Origin of the sequence: Psychrobacter sp. Pi2-51 (assembly GCF_904846665.1) — a bacterium.
GTDB lineage: Bacteria > Pseudomonadota > Gammaproteobacteria > Pseudomonadales > Moraxellaceae > Psychrobacter > Psychrobacter glaciei.
Genome location: NZ_CAJHBP010000019.1, coordinates 42,756 through 60,234, shown reverse-complemented (window position 1 = coordinate 60,234; position 17,479 = coordinate 42,756). Strand labels below are relative to the sequence as shown.

14 protein-coding genes are annotated in these 17,479 nt (G+C 43.6%); 2 read left to right on the top strand and 12 right to left on the bottom strand.

Annotation, left to right across the window (positions count from 1 at the left end):
* Positions 1-279: 279 nt before the first annotated feature.
* From fusA to JMY08_RS10460, 4 genes are all read right to left on the bottom strand, one after another.
* A complete protein-coding gene (gene fusA, locus JMY08_RS10475; protein WP_010200606.1) occupies positions 280-2,406 on the bottom strand; it encodes an elongation factor G in 2,127 nt (708 codons plus the stop codon).
* A gap of 363 nt (positions 2,407-2,769) precedes the next feature.
* Positions 2,770-3,243, bottom strand: coding sequence for a 30S ribosomal protein S7 (rpsG, locus tag JMY08_RS10470; protein ID WP_010200608.1), 474 nt, complete (start codon positions 3,241-3,243; stop codon positions 2,770-2,772).
* A gap of 210 nt (positions 3,244-3,453) precedes the next feature.
* Positions 3,454-3,828, bottom strand: coding sequence for a 30S ribosomal protein S12 (rpsL, locus tag JMY08_RS10465; RefSeq protein ID WP_010200611.1), 375 nt, complete (start codon positions 3,826-3,828; stop codon positions 3,454-3,456).
* Positions 3,829-4,238: 410 nt separating this feature from the next.
* A complete protein-coding gene (locus JMY08_RS10460; RefSeq protein WP_201593224.1) occupies positions 4,239-5,390 on the bottom strand; it encodes an EcsC family protein in 1,152 nt (383 codons plus the stop codon).
* Between the two features lie 594 nt (positions 5,391-5,984).
* Here JMY08_RS10460 and JMY08_RS10455 point away from each other — a divergent pair.
* Both JMY08_RS10455 and JMY08_RS10450 read left to right on the top strand, forming a co-directional pair.
* Positions 5,985-7,220, top strand: coding sequence for a beta-ketoacyl-ACP synthase II (locus JMY08_RS10455; protein ID WP_201593222.1), 1,236 nt, complete (start codon positions 5,985-5,987; stop codon positions 7,218-7,220).
* 3 nt (positions 7,221-7,223) lie between these two features.
* Positions 7,224-8,885: an anthranilate synthase component I family protein gene (locus JMY08_RS10450; RefSeq protein WP_201593219.1), complete on the top strand. Its 1,662-nt coding sequence runs from the start codon at positions 7,224-7,226 to the stop codon at positions 8,883-8,885.
* A gap of 99 nt (positions 8,886-8,984) precedes the next feature.
* On the opposite strand, the gene hisC is transcribed toward JMY08_RS10450, so the two are convergent.
* The 8 genes from hisC to JMY08_RS10410 all read right to left on the bottom strand — a co-directional run bounded on the left by hisC (position 8,985) and on the right by JMY08_RS10410 (position 17,226).
* Positions 8,985-10,118 carry a histidinol-phosphate transaminase gene (hisC, locus tag JMY08_RS10445; RefSeq protein ID WP_201593218.1) on the bottom strand — a complete coding sequence of 378 codons (1,134 nt, stop codon included), beginning with the start codon at positions 10,116-10,118 and terminating at the stop codon, positions 8,985-8,987.
* Positions 10,119-10,205: 87 nt separating this feature from the next.
* The gene (gene hisD, locus JMY08_RS10440; RefSeq protein WP_201593216.1) at positions 10,206-11,501 is read right to left on the bottom strand and encodes a histidinol dehydrogenase; all 1,296 of its coding nucleotides are present in this window, start codon (positions 11,499-11,501) and stop codon (positions 10,206-10,208) included.
* 285 nt (positions 11,502-11,786) lie between these two features.
* The gene (gene hisG / locus JMY08_RS10435) at positions 11,787-12,482 is read right to left on the bottom strand and encodes an ATP phosphoribosyltransferase (protein WP_189586767.1); all 696 of its coding nucleotides are present in this window, start codon (positions 12,480-12,482) and stop codon (positions 11,787-11,789) included.
* Between the two features lie 85 nt (positions 12,483-12,567).
* Entirely contained in the window at positions 12,568-13,836 is a 1,269-nt protein-coding gene (murA, locus tag JMY08_RS10430; protein WP_201593214.1) for a UDP-N-acetylglucosamine 1-carboxyvinyltransferase, read from the bottom strand.
* Positions 13,837-13,953: 117 nt separating this feature from the next.
* Complete coding sequence (locus JMY08_RS10425) at positions 13,954-14,205, bottom strand: BolA family protein (RefSeq protein ID WP_010200621.1); 252 nt, start codon at positions 14,203-14,205, stop codon at positions 13,954-13,956.
* 190 nt (positions 14,206-14,395) lie between these two features.
* Positions 14,396-14,878, bottom strand: a complete 483-nt coding sequence (locus tag JMY08_RS10420; RefSeq protein ID WP_201593212.1) for a hypothetical protein — start codon at positions 14,876-14,878, stop codon at positions 14,396-14,398.
* Between the two features lie 269 nt (positions 14,879-15,147).
* On the bottom strand, positions 15,148-16,128 hold the full coding sequence (locus JMY08_RS10415) for an alpha/beta hydrolase (protein WP_201593211.1): 981 nt from the start codon (positions 16,126-16,128) through the stop codon (positions 15,148-15,150).
* Positions 16,129-16,371: 243 nt separating this feature from the next.
* On the bottom strand, positions 16,372-17,226 hold the full coding sequence (locus JMY08_RS10410; protein WP_189586758.1) for a BON domain-containing protein: 855 nt from the start codon (positions 17,224-17,226) through the stop codon (positions 16,372-16,374).
* Between the last annotated feature and the right edge of the window lie 253 nt (positions 17,227-17,479).

Sequence of the window (17,479 nt, the reverse complement as noted above, 5' to 3'; positions counted from 1 at the left end):
CCGATGGTACCGACGTTGACGTGTGGCTTGCTGCGTTCAAACTTGGCCTTTGCCATGGGTATTTCCTCTTTTTTTGGGGGCAGTGCTCAACTAGTATAAATACAATAATTGAGACAATCCTGACCACATTAAGATAATTGTTAAAAGGTCGCACATACTAATGTGCAGATATTATAAGAAAATCACGGCCAATAACAAGTCTTTTAACCAATTATTGACGTATTATTCAATGACAATATAGAGACCTGCCCTATATTGTCACCATTAAATAGACTTTACTTACTCGTCGCCATCTTTAGAGTTGAACTTAGAGATGATGTCAGCGGCTACTGATTTTGGAATCTCAGCGTACTTTTGGAATTCCATTGAGTACGTTGCACGGCCTTGAGACATTGAGCGCATTTGGGTAGCATAGCCAAACATTTCAGCTAATGGTACTTCTGCACGGATTTGCTTAGTGCCACCAGGCAGATCTTCCATACCTTGAACCATACCACGACGACGGTTTAAATCGCCCATGATATCACCCATGTAATCTTCAGGTGTCTCAACTTCAACTTTCATGACTGGCTCAAGTAGTGCAGGGTTTGCTGCCATGAAGCCTTTTTTGAAAGCAATAGAACCAGCCATTTTGAATGATAGCTCATCCGAGTCAACGTCATGGTAAGAACCGTCATACAATGTCGCTTTTACGCCAACGATTGGATAGCCAGCAAGTACGCCATTTTTCATGCGCTCTTGAATACCTTTATCAACCGCACCGTGGAACTCTTTTGGTACCGTACCACCAACAACTTCTTCAGAGAATTCATAAAGAACGTCGCCAGCTGGATCCATAGGCTCAAGACGTAACCAAACGTGACCAAACTTACCACGACCACCCGTTTGACGTACGAATTTGCCTTCTTGTTCAACCGTCTCACGAATCGTCTCACGATAAGCAACCTGCGGCGCACCGATGTTGGCTTCAACGTTAAACTCGCGCTTCATACGATCTACAAGAATCTCTAGATGCAGCTCACCCATACCACTGATGATAGTCTGACCAGATTCTTCGTCAGTGTGTACACGGAACGATGGATCTTCTTTAGCCAAACGACCTAAAGCGATTGACATTCTTTCTTGGTCAGCTTTGGTCTTAGGTTCAACCGCTAGGCTGATAACTGGATCTGGGAATTCCATGCGCTCAAGCGTGATAACATTGCTTTCGTCACATAGCGTATCACCAGTCGTTACATCTTTCATGCCAACCAATGCAGCGATATCACCAGTGCGGATTTCTTCAAGCTCTTCTTGCGTGTTTGCCATCATCTGTACGATACGGCCAACGCGCTCACGCTTCATTTTAACTGGGTTATAAACGCTGCCGCCCTGCTTGATAACACCTGAATAAACACGAACGAAGGTTAAGTTACCGACGAACTTATCATTCATGATTTTGAAAGCAAGTGCTGAGAATGGTGCGTCGTCTGATGCTTCACGAGTACCTTCGCTTTCTTCTTTGTCATCAAGAATACCGCGAATAGCTGGTACATCTATTGGTGCAGGCAGATACTGAATAACCGCATCCAACATCTTCTGTACACCTTTGTTTTTAAAGGCAGTACCACAAAGTAGTGGAATGATTTCGTTATCGATAGTCAATTGACGGATAGCAGCGTTGATTTGATCTACTGTCAATTCGCCATTCTCAAGATACTCATTCATGAGTTCTTCAGAAGCTTCAGCAGCGTTTTCTACCAAATACTCACGATATTCTTCTGCTTTTTCTTGAAGTTCTGTTGGGATTTCGCGCTCGTCATATTCCATACCTTGAGACGCTTCGTCCCAATAGATGGCTTTCATAGTCACAAGATCCACTACGCCTTCAAAAGCATCTTCTTTACCAATTGGAATAACCAATGGTACTGGCTTGCCGCCTAAGCGAGTTTTGATCTGATCGATAACACGATAAAAATCAGCACCAACGCGATCCATTTTGTTTACGAATGCAAGACGTGGAACTTTATATTTGTTAGCCTGACGCCATACGGTCTCAGACTGTGGCTGAACGCCGCCTACTGCACAGTAAACCATGCAAGCGCCATCAAGTACACGCATAGAACGTTCAACTTCAATCGTGAAATCAACGTGACCTGGGGTGTCAATAATGTTGATACGATGTTCGTCAAACTGCTTAGCCATACCTGACCAGAAGCAAGTAGTCGCCGCTGAAGTAATAGTAATACCGCGCTCTTGTTCTTGCTCCATCCAATCCATGGTGGCTGCGCCATCATGAACTTCACCAATTTTATGACTAACACCGGTATAGAATAAGACACGCTCTGTCGTGGTCGTCTTACCAGCATCAATGTGCGCAGAAATGCCAATATTGCGATAGCGTTTTAGGGGAGTTTTACGAGCCATAGTGTTTTCCTAGGGAAATTCGTGTATATATTAATGTGTTGTATCTCTACCTCATACTCTATGACAAAGCAGTCAGCTTCGTAATATTACTTACTGATTATTGGGCCTAATACGGACAAAAAAAGAGCAAATACTTAGAATATAGCGGCATCAAATTGGGGATGCTGTCTATGAAGAACAGTATCCTTTTCAGGACAGCATCTTGACAGATGTCCGCCATCCAGATTATGTGAGTATTTTATTATCTTACGATGAAAAAATATCAATAACCTGATGAGGATGGCGGCAATCAATAGAATAAATAATTAACTAGCATAAACTATTGCTTTAAAACCACTCTTAACAAGTAGTCCAAAAAATAGTCTAGAAACGGTAGTGAGAGAACGCTTTGTTAGCATCTGCCATACGGTGAACTTCGTCACGCTTCTTCATAGCGTTGCCTTTGCCGTCAGCGGCATCATTCAATTCGCCAGCCAAACGCAAAGCCATTGATTTTTCAGAACGCTTAGCAGCAGCTTCAGCTAACCAACGCATAGCCAAGGCAGTACGACGGGAGGGGCGTACTTCCATTGGTACTTGATAGGTAGCACCACCAACACGGCGAGCTTTTACTTCTACCATTGGGCGTACATTCTCTAAAACTTCTTCAAAGAAAGATACTGGATCTTCGATTTTACGTTTTTCACTAACTGTCTCAAGGGCACCGTAAACGATACGCTCAGCAGTAGATTTTTTACCATGACTCATTACATGGTTGATGAATTTTGCAACAGTTTGGCTACCAAACTTAGGATCCGGTAGGATCTCACGGGTAGCAACGACGCGACGTCTTGGCATAATAAATTTCCTTGTCTTCAGGAGTGTCCAACATTCACAACATCATACTCGTCATCATAGGACATAGTAATGAGTTGTCAGTTAGCCTTACTGCATGGTGGTATGTTTAGGTGTAGCTAGCCAATATAAAGTAATTTATATTAACCAATACTACTGTTGACACCAAACCCATGCACAGTTATTGGGTGATGCAAATAAGCTAAGCTAATATTAAGCTTTAGGCTTCTTGGCACCATACTTAGAACGACCTTGTCTACGGTCTTTAACGCCTGCGCAATCTAGTGCACCGCGAACAGTGTGATAACGTACACCTGGTAGATCTTTTACACGACCACCGCGGATAAGAACAACACTGTGCTCTTGTAGGTTATGACCTTCGCCGCCGATGTAGCTTGATACTTCATAACCTGAAGTCAAACGTACACGACATACTTTACGCATGGCTGAGTTAGGTTTTTTAGGCGTGGTAGTATATACACGAGTACATACACCGCGACGTTGTGGGCACGCTTGCAACGCAGGAACTTTTGACTTTTCCTTGATGGTTTTGCGACCCTTGCGAATCAATTGGTTAGTTGTTGCCATAAGGCATCCTTCTCCCGTTTGGTATAAAACAAAAAAATGGGGAAATGCACCATCGATCTGACGCAATTCGCAGATTTCGGCACACCCATTTTTAGGACAGTATATTATAAAGAGTTGTTGCTGCTAATTCAACCACTTATGAGTTGTTTTACTTTACAACATTCGATATATATGCATTAAGCCTACCACTATAACACTTTATCTGTTCTGCACTGAAAAATAGCTGAAAAACAAGACGTTAAATACGGTGGTGTTCGCAGACTTACATACTATGAACACAAGCATTATCAATAAAAGGTGTTTAGAGATAGATACCTGGCAGTTCGTGACGATTAAATGGCGATATTATCTTACTTTTCAAGACAGCTAAGACAATATCGCTACATTTAAATATGGATGGTTGTTTCAATTTACTTATTTTGCTTATCTGCTGCTTTGTCTGTGCTTTTTGATTTACTGTCTGACGATTTGTTTGAGTTGTCTTTTTTGCTCTCTTTGTCTTCTGAGTCTTTGCGCTCATCGTTGCTTTTATCATCAGCATTTTTGCTATCAGTACTTTTATCAGCACCTTTCTCATCATTACTGGCGGGTTTGCTCACCTCTTCCTCGCTACCGCTATCATCGGTAATCGCACGATTGGCAAGTTTGGCTTCTGGGGCAAAAGTCGCTTGCGCCACACCGATCACTTCGTCAATGAGTTGGCTGTTATAACGCATGCCTACCACTACCGCAGTGCCTGGTAAAAAACGACGTATCCATGATAAATTAATCTGATCAAGATCGATACCTACCTGACTGGCAATATTGTCTACTTGTTCAGCATAGAAATTCACATTTTTGTTTTTAAGGCCTAGGTTTTTAAGCTCACTATGCAGACCATTGCTTTGCGCGTTGTCCAGCAAGCCTTTACCGATACCAATACCAGCAAGCAGCGCTTGTTTTTCTTGCATCTTACTTAGGTCAGCATTGGCAAGCAGCTCATATGCCATCTTGACGCCTTGCTTGCCTGTCAACGGCTTATTATAAACCGCAGCCAATTGATAAACAGTACGCAAAGACACCAGCAATAACCATAAAGTATCAGCCAGCAAACCTGGTAATCCAGCCAAGCCCGTTAAGCCACCAATCGTAGCAAGCGCACGATTTTGATTGGCAATATCGGTCGCCAGTGCATAACGCTCTTCATCGTCTAGACTTGCAACGTTGGCAAAACGATGCTCATTGGGCAGGTCAATTTGACTCCAAGTAGCGGCGAGCTTAGCAATTTGCGCAAAAGCGCCATCAACTGTCGATTGAAATAGGCTATTCGGCACTACTTTTTTGGCATACTTACCATAGGTGGCAAAACGAGTGCCTAATAATTGCTGAGTCGCCTTTAGAGTTTGTTCACGAAATAAATCTTGCTGATAGTCTTCATCACCTAAATCTACCGCTTTATAGTGACTCGGTTTACCCGTTTTTGCATTCATGCTATCAATCGCTGCACCCATACGTTCTAGGTTGTTACGAGCAAAATAGCCAATAGTATTGATACCCTTAGAGAGAGTGCTACGCTTTGCCATCGTTATGTCCTTAATATGATGATTGGTCATTTTTTATAGTAGTAATGAATGGGTCATTTTAGCCAATGAGGCAAACAGCTGTCAGTGCGAACAATGTTATCGCGCTCACAAATTTTGTATCTAAAAGTACAGCTTATTCGTAGTTATCGACCTTTTCCTGCGTCTCTGCCCTACTTTTATCTGTATAAAAATAGCGGTATCTTAACGGCTAAAACCACGATTATCATATCGCAAAAAAGTCTGTCATGGCTACTTTTAACCGCAATCAATGTTTTGTGGTTATTTTGCACTTATCCAAAGATTTTGAACCCTTGATACGTTATCATATGACATAGGCTAAGGCATTAGCTGGCAATCATGTATTTGGTTCTATGATGATAAAAACAATCACTTTAAAGAAACCTTTAGAAGTTAAGTAGCCTTTAAAAGTTAAAAAACTTTTTAGAGTTAACATTTATTTAATTGTCTAGATTACCTTTAACCAGCTGCTGCTATTACAAAACAGCCATGCCAACCGCTACATAATAGAATGATGGACTCAAAAGCGATTATTAAAGGTAATTATCAAAAATCGTTATTAATAAGGAATAGAATATGCGCCGCGTTGTTATCACTGGAGCAGGGATTGTCTCTTGTATCGGACATGACTTAGCCACGGTTACTGCCGCTCTTAAGCAAGGGCAGTCTGGCATTACATTTAATGACTCTTATGCTGAACATGAATTTAAATCACACATTAGTGGCAGTATCGATAAAGCAGAACTCGACACCTCCGCTATAGATCGTAAGTTAAAGCGCTTCTTTAGTGATGCCAGCCTCTATGCGTATGTCAGCGCCCTAAATGCGATTGAGCACGCTGGCTTATCGCTTGAGACTATCAATAGCAATCCACGAGTGGGCGTCGTAGCCAGCTCAGGTGGCGCATCGACAGAAAATATCGTCAATGCGATAGATGCGATGCGTGAAAAAGGTCTACGCGGTGTCGGTGCGATGGCAGTACCAAAAACCATGGGCAGCTCGGTATCCGCCGCATTAGCCACTGGTCTAAAAATTCAAGGAGTGTCCTACTCTCTTGCCTCTGCTTGCGCAACCTCAACGCATTGTATCGGTCATGCCGCTGAGCTTATTCAGTTAGGCAAAGCCGATATCGTCCTCGCTGGTGGTAGTGAAGCTGAACACTGGACGCAGTCTTGTATGTTTGATGCGATGGGCGCAGTTAGTACTCAGTATAATGACACGCCAAAACTTGCCTCAAGAGCTTATGACAAAGACCGTGATGGTTTTGTGATTGCTGCTGGTGGCGCGATGGTTGTTGTAGAAAGCCTAGAACATGCTCAAGCACGCGATGCCAATATATTGGCTGAAATCGTCGGCTACGGTGCCAGCTCTGATGGTGCAGAAATGGTCGCACCAAGCGGTGAAGGTGCAGTACGCTGTATGCAGCAAGCACTAGCCGAAGCTGGTCTAGAAAGCGTCGATTATATCAACAGCCACGGTACGAGTACGCCACTAGGTGATATCACTGAGCTTAAAGCGATTGCTAAAGTATTCGGTAATGATGTCAGCAAAGTACCGCCTATCAGCTCAACCAAATCGATGACCGGTCATAGCTTGGGTGCCGTCGGTGCGCAAGAATTAATCTATTGCCTATTGATGCTACAAGAAGGCTTTATCGCGCCAAGTATTAATGTTGAAAATTTAGACCCTGCGGCTGAAGGCTTTGATATCGTCACCGAAAAACGTGATGCCAATCTCAAAACCTTGATGAGTAATAGCTTTGGCTTTGGTGGTACGAATGCTACCTTAATTATCAAAAAGTTTGACGCGTAAACTATGCCCGCAGAAAATCATAAGAATACTGAGCAGACAGTTTCTGCCCTATCGCCAGCTACTCAACCTAGCTGGCGTTTTGGTGAGCTAACGGCTGCCGAATTGATACCACAACTGCAAAGTCATCTAATAGCAAAAGATACTGAAGCCAACTGGCAATTGGTTTGGCTAAATAATGATGACCGACCAGTGATTGGTTTGCTCCCTAAAGTAAGCTGGTCCGTCCACTATGATGCTGCCAATAATAAGCCAACTGACGATCCGTCAGGCGCTTATAAAGTTAGTAAAAATTGCCGTGGTTCTTGTCTTGATGATAGCCCTACGTCAACAACGACATATATGAGCTATGCTAAATGGCAGGATGAATTAATTGCTTATAGCCAAGCTTGTGAGGATGCTAATAAAGACTCAAAGCCAGCAAGCGATGTAAATGAGAAGCCAAGTTATCATCATGGTCTGATAGGCTTTATCGGTTATGATATTGCTGCTCATGAGCTCAGCCCAGCTGCAAATATCGAGCTGGCAGCGCAGCCTTGTGCGGTACTAGGTCACTATGATATCTACCTAACCCCGTCTGATAAAGAAAATAGCTGGAGACTAAATACACTAGGTTTAAATACTGATAGCGAGGCAACAGACGCAATACTATCAGCGCTTATATCGTATTTAGACATGCTAGACCATGAATTATTCAATAGAAAAAAACCCTCTAATGACAGTGCATCATCGTTAGCGCCCTTAATATTGAACGAGCGATGGCATAAAAATGATTATCAAAGGGCTTTTTCAAAAACCCAAGATTATCTACAGCAGGGCGACTGCTATCAAATTAATCTGACCCAAGAGTGGAAAGGCTGTCTTGCCCATAACGATAAGTTATCGAAACTCGTTGATTATTTACCTGCCCTACATCGGAATACAAAAGCTCCCTTTGCAGGGTACTTAGCTGCTAATCACTTTAATCATGACATCAAAGACCACACGTCACCGCATCCGTTCGAATTATTGAGCTGCTCCCCTGAGTTATTTTTTACTTTTACAAAAGACACTAACACCAGCAAACATCATATTCGCACCAAACCCATCAAAGGAACGATGCCGCGCGGATTGAATACTGCACAAGATAATGCTTATAAACAGCAACTTATCGATAGTGAAAAAGATCGTGCCGAAAACGTTATGATCGTTGATTTACTGCGCAATGATTTGGGTAAATATGCCAAAACTGGTAGCGTCAAAGTGCCACAGTTATTTGCGATTGAGACCTTTAGCAATGTGCATCATATGGTTAGTACCATCACCGCTGAGTTAAAGCCAGATACGCATCCATTAGCCGTATTATTTGGCAGTTTGCCCGCTGGCTCTATTACCGGCACACCAAAAAAGCGGGCGGTTGAGATTATATCTGAACTGGAAACTGCACCGCGTGGTGCTTATTGCGGCACCATGGGCTATATGAACTTTGATGGTAGTGGTCAATGGAATGTGCTCATTCGTACCCTGCAAGCAAATGAATCGTTGAGCGGCGCTAGAGAAGTCAGTTTATGGGCAGGCGGTGGTATTACTGTCGCTTCTGATTGTGATGCAGAATATCAAGAATGTTTAGATAAAGTGGGTAATCTGTTAAGTGTCTTAAGTCAAGAACATCTCTATAAACACACTTAAGCATCATTCGAAAAGACGACTAAAAAATCCTGCTAACGTCATGTTGAGCAGGATTTTTTATTACTACAATTTCAAACCATCAAAACCGCGAACGAGATATTAATCAGCAACGATTTCAGCCTTTTTCTGCAATGCTTGCAAAGCCTCGATTAAACGGTTGTTTTGCTCAGCCGTACCGGTCGTAATACGCAAGTACTCACTGATGCGCGGTTTGTCAAAATGACGAACGATAATGCCTTGCTCTCGTAACGCATTCGCTACCGCACTCGCATTACCCTCTTTTGGACGCACAAATACAAAGTTGGCATGTGACGGCAGTACTTGATAATCCAATGCCACTAAGTCTGCTGTTAGTGACTCACGCAGATCAATAACCTGCTGACGCGTTTGCTCAAAATACGCAGTATCTAAGACACTGGCCGTCGCCCCAGCTTGCGCCAGTTTATCGAGTGGATAGCTATTAAAGCTATTCTTCATGCGTGTCAGTGCTTCGATTAATGAGATATTTCCAAAGGCCATACCGACGCGTAAACCCGCGAGTGAGCGTGATTTCGAAAAGGTTTGCGTCACAAGAATGTTGTCAAACTCATTGATTAAGCTCACTGCTGAAATTTCTGAATCTGAGCTGCCATCAGCTGCCCCAGCAAAATCAATATACGCCTCATCGATCACAATCACTGCATTAGTGTGCTCGCCCGCCAGCTTACGAATGTCATCAAGCGATAATAATAAACCGGTTGGCGCATTAGGATTGGCAATGATGATACCGCTGCAAGGCTGACGATATGCATCAGGGTCGATACTGAAATCCTCTTCTAGCGAAATTTGTATCAAATCGATACCAAAAGTCTGCGCATATACAGGGTAAAAACTATAACTGATATCAGGGGCTAAAACAGGACGCTCTTTTAGGAAAAAACTGGCAAAAACGAGTGCCAACACTTCGTCTGAGCCGTTACCGACAAAGACTTGGTTTGCTTCAATATTATAAAGCTGTGCCAATGCGGCACGCAAATCATCAGATTCGGGCGCAGGATACAAGCGTAAATCATCCGCTTGCTGCTCTAAGACTTTTGCGATTGCCTCCCCTACTTTCGGGGAAGGTGGGAATGGGTTTTCATTGGTATTTAATTTACATAAATTGTCGTGTTGCGGCTGCTCACCAGGGACATAAGGTGACAAGTTACGCGCTTTAGATGACCAAAGTCTGGTATCTACCTTTGACTCACTCATAAATTATCCTAAAATTAGCCACGAAGACTATTAAAAGTAAATGTCTAAAAAAATGTCTAAAACAACTCTTCAACCATTCAAGCTATCTTACTGATAACGATAACGAGCTGAACGTGCATGGGCTTCTAAGTCCTCACGCTGCGCTAAGATATCTGCCGTTTCAGCCAATGGCTTGCTGCCTGCTTCACTACAATAAATAATCGAAGACTTCTTTTGGAAATCATAAACGCCGAGTGGCGAAGAAAAACGTGCGGTGCCAGATGTTGGCAACACATGATTGGGCCCTGCGCAATAGTCACCAATCGCTTCAGGCGTGTGACGTCCCATAAAGATAGCCCCAGCATGACGAATGTCACTTAATAGCGCATCAGGATTATCAACAGACAACTCTAAATGCTCAGGGGCAATACGATTAATGAGCACCAACCCTTCAGCTCTATCTTTTACTAGTATCAACGCACCACGGTTTTTTAGCGAATCACGGGCGATATCAGCTTTTGGTAATTCTGCCAGTGCTTTTTCAATTTCAGCGGCTACTTCTGCGAGCTGCTGTTCACTGGTCGTGACAAAGATGGCTTGGGCGATACGGTCATGCTCAGCTTGTGACAATAAATCCATCGCTAGCCAATCAGCGCGATCTTGCGCCTCGCCCTCTGCGTACACCAATACTTCAGAAGGACCAGCAATCATATCGATACCGACTTGCCCAAATACCGCACGCTTCGCCGCTGCCACGTACTTGTTACCAGGTCCGGTGATTTTATCTACCGCTGGAATCGTTTCAGTACCGTATGCCAATGCCGCCACTGCTTGCGCACCGCCGATGGTAAAGACACGGTCAACTTGTGCCAAATGTGCCGCTGCCAATACCAATGGATTGAGTATACCTTTAGGCGCTGGCACCACCATGATCACTTCATTGACGCCAGCTACTTTGGCAGGAATAGCGTTCATCAATACAGAGGATGGGTAAGACGCCAGACCACCGGGTACATAGATACCGACGCGATCGAGCGCAGTCACCTTTTGACCCAAGCGATTGCCCAGCTCATCTTCGTATTGCCAAGTCTCTTGTACTTGGCGCTCATGGAAGGTCTGTACCCGTGTCGCTGCCGTCATCAATGCTGTTTTTACTTTTTCATCAAGATTGGCAAACGCCTCAGCAAGTGATTCTTTAGACAGCTCGAGCTCTTGCATTGTCGTCGCTGGATGCTGGTCAAACTGCTGGGTTAACGCCAACACGACGCTATCGCCATCGTGGCGCACTCGATCGATGATATCATCAACGGTTTTTAGTAAATCGGCATCATTGACCGTTTCAAAAGCAAGCAACTGTGTCAATTCACTATCAAAACTGGCATCTTGGGTACTTAACTGGCGCATGACCTCATCCTATGTCTGGGCATAAAACACTGCTAAAAAATGAACGATGGAAAAATAAAACCAATGGTATAAATGTGGCAAAAGCTTTCGTCAGCTTATTTATAATGATTTTATTCAGATTATACTGAACACTTACTATTTGACAAGCCAACACAATAAAACCAGTTTAGCATGCTATGTCTATCATAGAGCGCTAAACTGGTTTAAAAATCTGCATGACCATGCTTTATATTATCAATACATACTTCATATTATCGATGATAGGCATCTTTATACATTTCTGTTTTATGAGTTGCTAGCAACGCTGTCTTTAAAGCTATCCAAGATCGGCTCAAGTAGCGCAAATTTGCGCTTGTAGCTGACCTGATTGACAATCAAACGTGATGACACATCACAAATATGATCGAGAGCTTCCAGACCATTGGCGCGCAACGTATTCCCTGTATCAACCACATCGACAATCAAATCACCCAAACCGACTAATGGGGCAAGCTCCATCGAACCGTATAGCTTAATGACATCGACTTGCTGACCTTGACTGGCAAAGTAAGCACGAGCGACATTGACATACTTGGTGGCGATACGTAGGCGACGATTGGGGAGTGGCGCATCTTTTACACCAGCGGTCATCAGCTTACATTGGGCAATTTTCAAATCAAGCAACTCATAGACGTGATTGGCACCATGCTCAAGCAATACATCCTTGCCCGCTACCCCAAAGTCAGCAGCACCGTGTTCAACGTAGGTTGGTACATCGCTGGCACGCAGAATCAAAACACGCACATTAGGATTTGAGGTCGGGAAAATGAGTTTGCGTGAGGCTTCAGGATCTTCTAAAAGCTCAACACCAGCTGCGCGTAGCAATGGCATGGTTTCTTCTAGAATACGGCCTTTTGATAAGGCCAGTGTTAGACCTGAAAACTCATCATTTACTTCGTTTAATAAACCATTACTCGGTAGATTGTTGCTTGCTTCAGTCATAATGACATCGTGTCCATGTACAGTGAGTATCCTCACTAAAGAGGATTTTTTAAATTTATAACGCCAATCAAGCTTAATTGCTGGTTTAATCGTTGGTATTGATACGTTCGATATTAACCCCAAGCGCACGCAGTTTTTCTTCAACATGCTCATAGCCACGATCGATATGATAAATACGGTCGATTAAGCTTTCACCTTCCGCAGTCGCCGCCGCCATCACCAATGACATAGACGCACGTAGATCAGTCGCCATGACAGGGGCGGCTGTGAAGTTTTCGACGCCTTTAACCACAGCAGTATGACCATCTACTTGAATAGATGCGCCTAAACGATTGAGCTCAGGCACATGCATATAGCGATTTTCAAAGATATTTTCGATGAAAGTACTGGTGCCATTCGCCAAGCAGGCAATCGCCATGACTTGCGCTTGCATGTCAGTGGGAAAGCCAGGGTGTGGCTGGGTGCGGATATCGACAGGCAGTGGACGACCTTTCATTTGGGCGCGAATCCAATCATCGCCACTGGTAATCACGGCACCCATGTCTTCGAACTTCTCTAGCACAGGCGTTAATAATAGCGCAGACGTGTTTTTGGTCAACACATCACCGCGAGTCATCAACGCGCCAGCAAGGTAAGAGCCAGTTTCGATACGATCCGGCACCACTGAATATTCACAACCGTGTAAGCGCTCAACGCCTTCGATGGTCATGATCGAGGTACCGATACCGCTTATTTTGGCACCCATCGCGACCAACATATTGGCCAGATCAACCACTTCTGGCTCAAGCGCACAGTTGCCCAAAACAGTCGTTCCCTTGGCTAAGGCCGCTGCCATGATGACGTTTTCAGTACCGCCAACGGTCACCATGTCAAAAGAGTAGTTACAGCCAATCAGCTTGCCGCCTTTTGGCGCTTGTGCTTTTACATAGCCATTCTCGACACTAATCTCAGCACCCATCGCCTCGAAAGCTTTTAGGTGTTGGTCGACAGGACGTGACCCAATCGCACAGCCGCCTGGCAATGAGACTTCTGCCTCGCCAAAACGTGCCAGCAATGGCCCAAGGACTAAAATCGAGGCACGCATGGTCTTTACCAAATCATACGGTGCATAAAAATTGTCAATAGTCTTGGTATCACAGGTAACGGTATCGTCCTGCTTTTGGATTTTGATACCCATGCCACCGATCAATTCAATCAACGTCCGCACATCTTGTAATGAGGGCACATTGTGCAATGTCGTTGGGGTCTCGGCCAATATCATAGCTGCCAGTAATGGCAAAGCAGCATTTTTGGCGCCTGAGATAGTGACTTCCCCTGCGATACGACTACTACCAGTGATTAAAAATTGATCCATAGAAGTGACAACCTAGCGATGAGTATTAAAAATAGTGAAAATCAGACTTATCGAACCAATCATTGTAATAATCGTTAAAACAATCCGTTCTTTAAAAGCCAATCGTATATAAAAAATTTAACCTTTTGACTGAACATCCCATTCAGCAGGCGTCAGCGCTTGAATATTGAGCGCATGAATATCACCACTGGCGATCTTGTCATTGACTAGCGCATAGATCGCTTGCTGACGTTGCACGGCGCGTTTGCCTTCAAAACTGGCGTCAACCACGCGTACATCAAACTTGTTACCTTGATTGGCAGCTTGAATAAAAGCGTCTGGGAAGTGAGTCTGTAAAAATGCAATCAAATCGTCAGCGTTCATGCTCATAGAATATCCTGTTAATAGCGGTAAAAAAGGGTTTTATTTTTGAATGTAGGTATTATAACAAGAGTTTGACTATCTTACAGCACTGTCTGTGTATAAGCGCACATGACATATACACAGACGATATTCACATTACTATAGTGATAATAACGGCTTTAATTATTACTTAACAGCTAAGTGCTTTATCTTAGCCTTAACGCATTCTCATCTGAGCAGCACGCTTTATAGTTCGTCTTTCAATCACGGCGTCTGGCTTACTGGCCAAAGTAAACTTAACATCAGACTGACGCATACTCTCAGGAATGGTGAGCTGAATGATCATGTTGCTCTTGGCCTCACAAGGCACTGTTATACACCACTGCTGCTCGATGCCTTTTTCGATGATTGGATTCCATTTAATATCATAATTGTATTTTTTATTGACCCGTTCTAACTTCGGCACGATGACTTTATTCAGATAAGTAGGACGATCATTCTCTCTTAGCTCGTTATATTGGTTCATTTCTGAGTCAGTGAAAGGTATATTGGCGATAGGCTGCGAGCCAGGGTCTTTTTTGATAATAATATCAATCCCTGTAATAGGATCATCGCCACCTGCTGCCAGTGCTAGTGATGGTATGGCAAGGGTTACGCTCAATAGTGACAGTTTGAGTAAGTTCGGGTTCATGACGCTCATAATAGATGTCCTTTTGGTTGAGCTGGCTATCCTTAGCGTAAAGCTTGTTCTCAGAATATTTAAATGCTTCAGCTAGCAATGCCGATAATAAAACAGCACTCCTTATCTATAATAGGGGTATTTAACATACAATTGACAGGAGTTTTTGAATTAAATATTCTGATAGCTAAATACCTATCCATTTGAACGAAAAATCCCCAGCTGGCGGTATGCCAAACTGGGGATTACTTATATTAAATAATTAATTGAGTAAATTTACTCTTATCAAACTATTTTAGCTCTTTATCTAGATAAGTCAGTACTTGCGCACGCACATCATTGACCCACCGTAGCGGCGGTGCCATCGCACCGATACTGGTGGCATGGCTAGCCCCTTTGATTTCACCGTTTTGCACAGTAACACCGGCTTCTTGCAGCGCTTTGGTCATTTTAATCGTATTGGTTGCATACACCACTTTGTCTTTTTCGGCAGTCAGCAATAAATATGGCGGCTGTTCACCTTTGATTTGGCGATCTGGCATCACATCATCTGGCGTGGCATCAGCAGCAAAGGCTGTTGCGCTGTCAAATTTACGAAAGTCATAACTATAAGGACCAGCAATACCAACAACCGCTTTAATGTCTTTTGGCTTAACACCATAAGGCGCTAAAAAATCCTCATTGGCAACAGCAGCAACCGCATTGAATGCACCAGCAGAATGTCCGACCACCGCCAAGCGTTTTGGATCGGCATGCAGGCTGGTCGCATTGTCGATGCTCCAAGCAATCGCTTGTGCCGCATCTTCGACATAATCAGGATAAACATGTTCAGGTGCTTTACGATAATTAATCACGGCGGTGACATAGCCTGCCTGCGCCAAGCTTTGACCGACAAAGGCGTACTGTTCTTTATTACCACTCTCCCACGAACCACCATGAACAAAAACCACCATTGGATAACTGTCGTTGATAGCGCTTTGGGCTTTCATCGCTTGTGCCAATGGCTTGGGATAATAAATATCTAAGTCTTGCGATGGCTCATCACCATATAGAATGTTTTTACTGACCCCAACGCCGCCACTTGACGTAATACCATTGACTACAGCAAGTGGTGACAAAGCTTGCGCATTTTGGGCAGCGAGTGCAATGCCGCCTATTGCCAATGCAGCAGTAACGCCTGCCCCTGAGAGTTTGAGCGTGCGGGTTTTAATATTTGGTTGTTCGGTATTGCGTGAATCAATAGCTGGAGCGCGCGTGCTTGAATCCTTCATAGCCAGTATTCCTATTATATTTATTTTCAATCAACAGTGGATTGCCTTATAACAGCCGTATGGGTTCTGTACTTGATTCACCATAAAACATAACGACGTTTTATGATGAATGAGCCTCACGCTGTCACAGTTGTTTTTTACTTTTTATATCTTACTGGCTGACTGAAGCATTTTCGTGCTTTTACTGTTGCCACTGTTTAGGATTATTGTGATTACTTAACAGTGCGCTTATTGATTAAACACTTATTGACCCTGATAAAGATCAATATAAGGGCTGGATGACGGCTGATTAACCGACTCCCCTTCCTCTGTTATGACAATAGGTGTCGCAGTACTAGTAGCATTAGGCGTCACAGTGTTGTTTACATTAGAGTTAGAGTTAGACGCTACATTAGAGTCAATAGCAGGCACCATCGTAGGATTGGCCAAATTATTTTCATACATAATATCGTCTTCAGCCAACTTCACCCCTCTATCATCGACGACGGTGGTCAGCAATACCAGCTCTGTTATACCGATTGTGTCGTTAGCGATATCAATCAAATGGCTTTGTTGGGTAGGCGTCATGCGCCCCATAATATAGACCACACCATTATCAGTCACCGCTTTGATTTGTGAGGCTTTGACACCGTCATTCGCTGCGACTTTTGCCAATAGCTTTGAGGTGATATAACCATCGTGAACGGTTGAGCTATAACCCTTAGAGGCACTAACATTCAGCTCGTTGTAGACACGGCGCACATCTGGCATGGAGCTGACAACTTTTTCGACTTCTGCTTTGATTGCCTCAGTTGGTACTTCGCCTGTCAATAACACTTCACTGTTAAAACTATCAATACCCATACGGCTGCTTTGCTGTAGGTCTTCTTTGAGCCCATAGACATTGATTTTGACCGTATGCTCAATACTGCGATCGAGCAGACGCTGTGGAATCGTACGCTCAGTCATTGGCACGCCATAGGTGCCCTCGGTACTATTGGTCAGATAATTGGTGCTACAACCTGTACTGACGAGAACGAGACCAGTCATTAGCATAACGCCTATCGCTGTGCGACGTGATGAACCAAAAATAGCAGTGCGCAAATGCATCCGTGTCATTATTTACCTCTTAAAGCATGATGGTGACGATTGTATGAGATCAATTGGTTTAGCAGTTCTAACTGAGTAACTATCAAATATCAAATATCAAAATAAGAATTATCGACTGAGTAATCGCTAACGTCGTCGTTTCTACGACTAGCCATTTTCTTTCAATCACTTTACTTAATTTTTACGGTGGGCGGTTAGGTTTTTGGTAACGACAACATGGGGTCGTACTTTCTTTGCCTAATTGGTGACACAGTTAAAACGC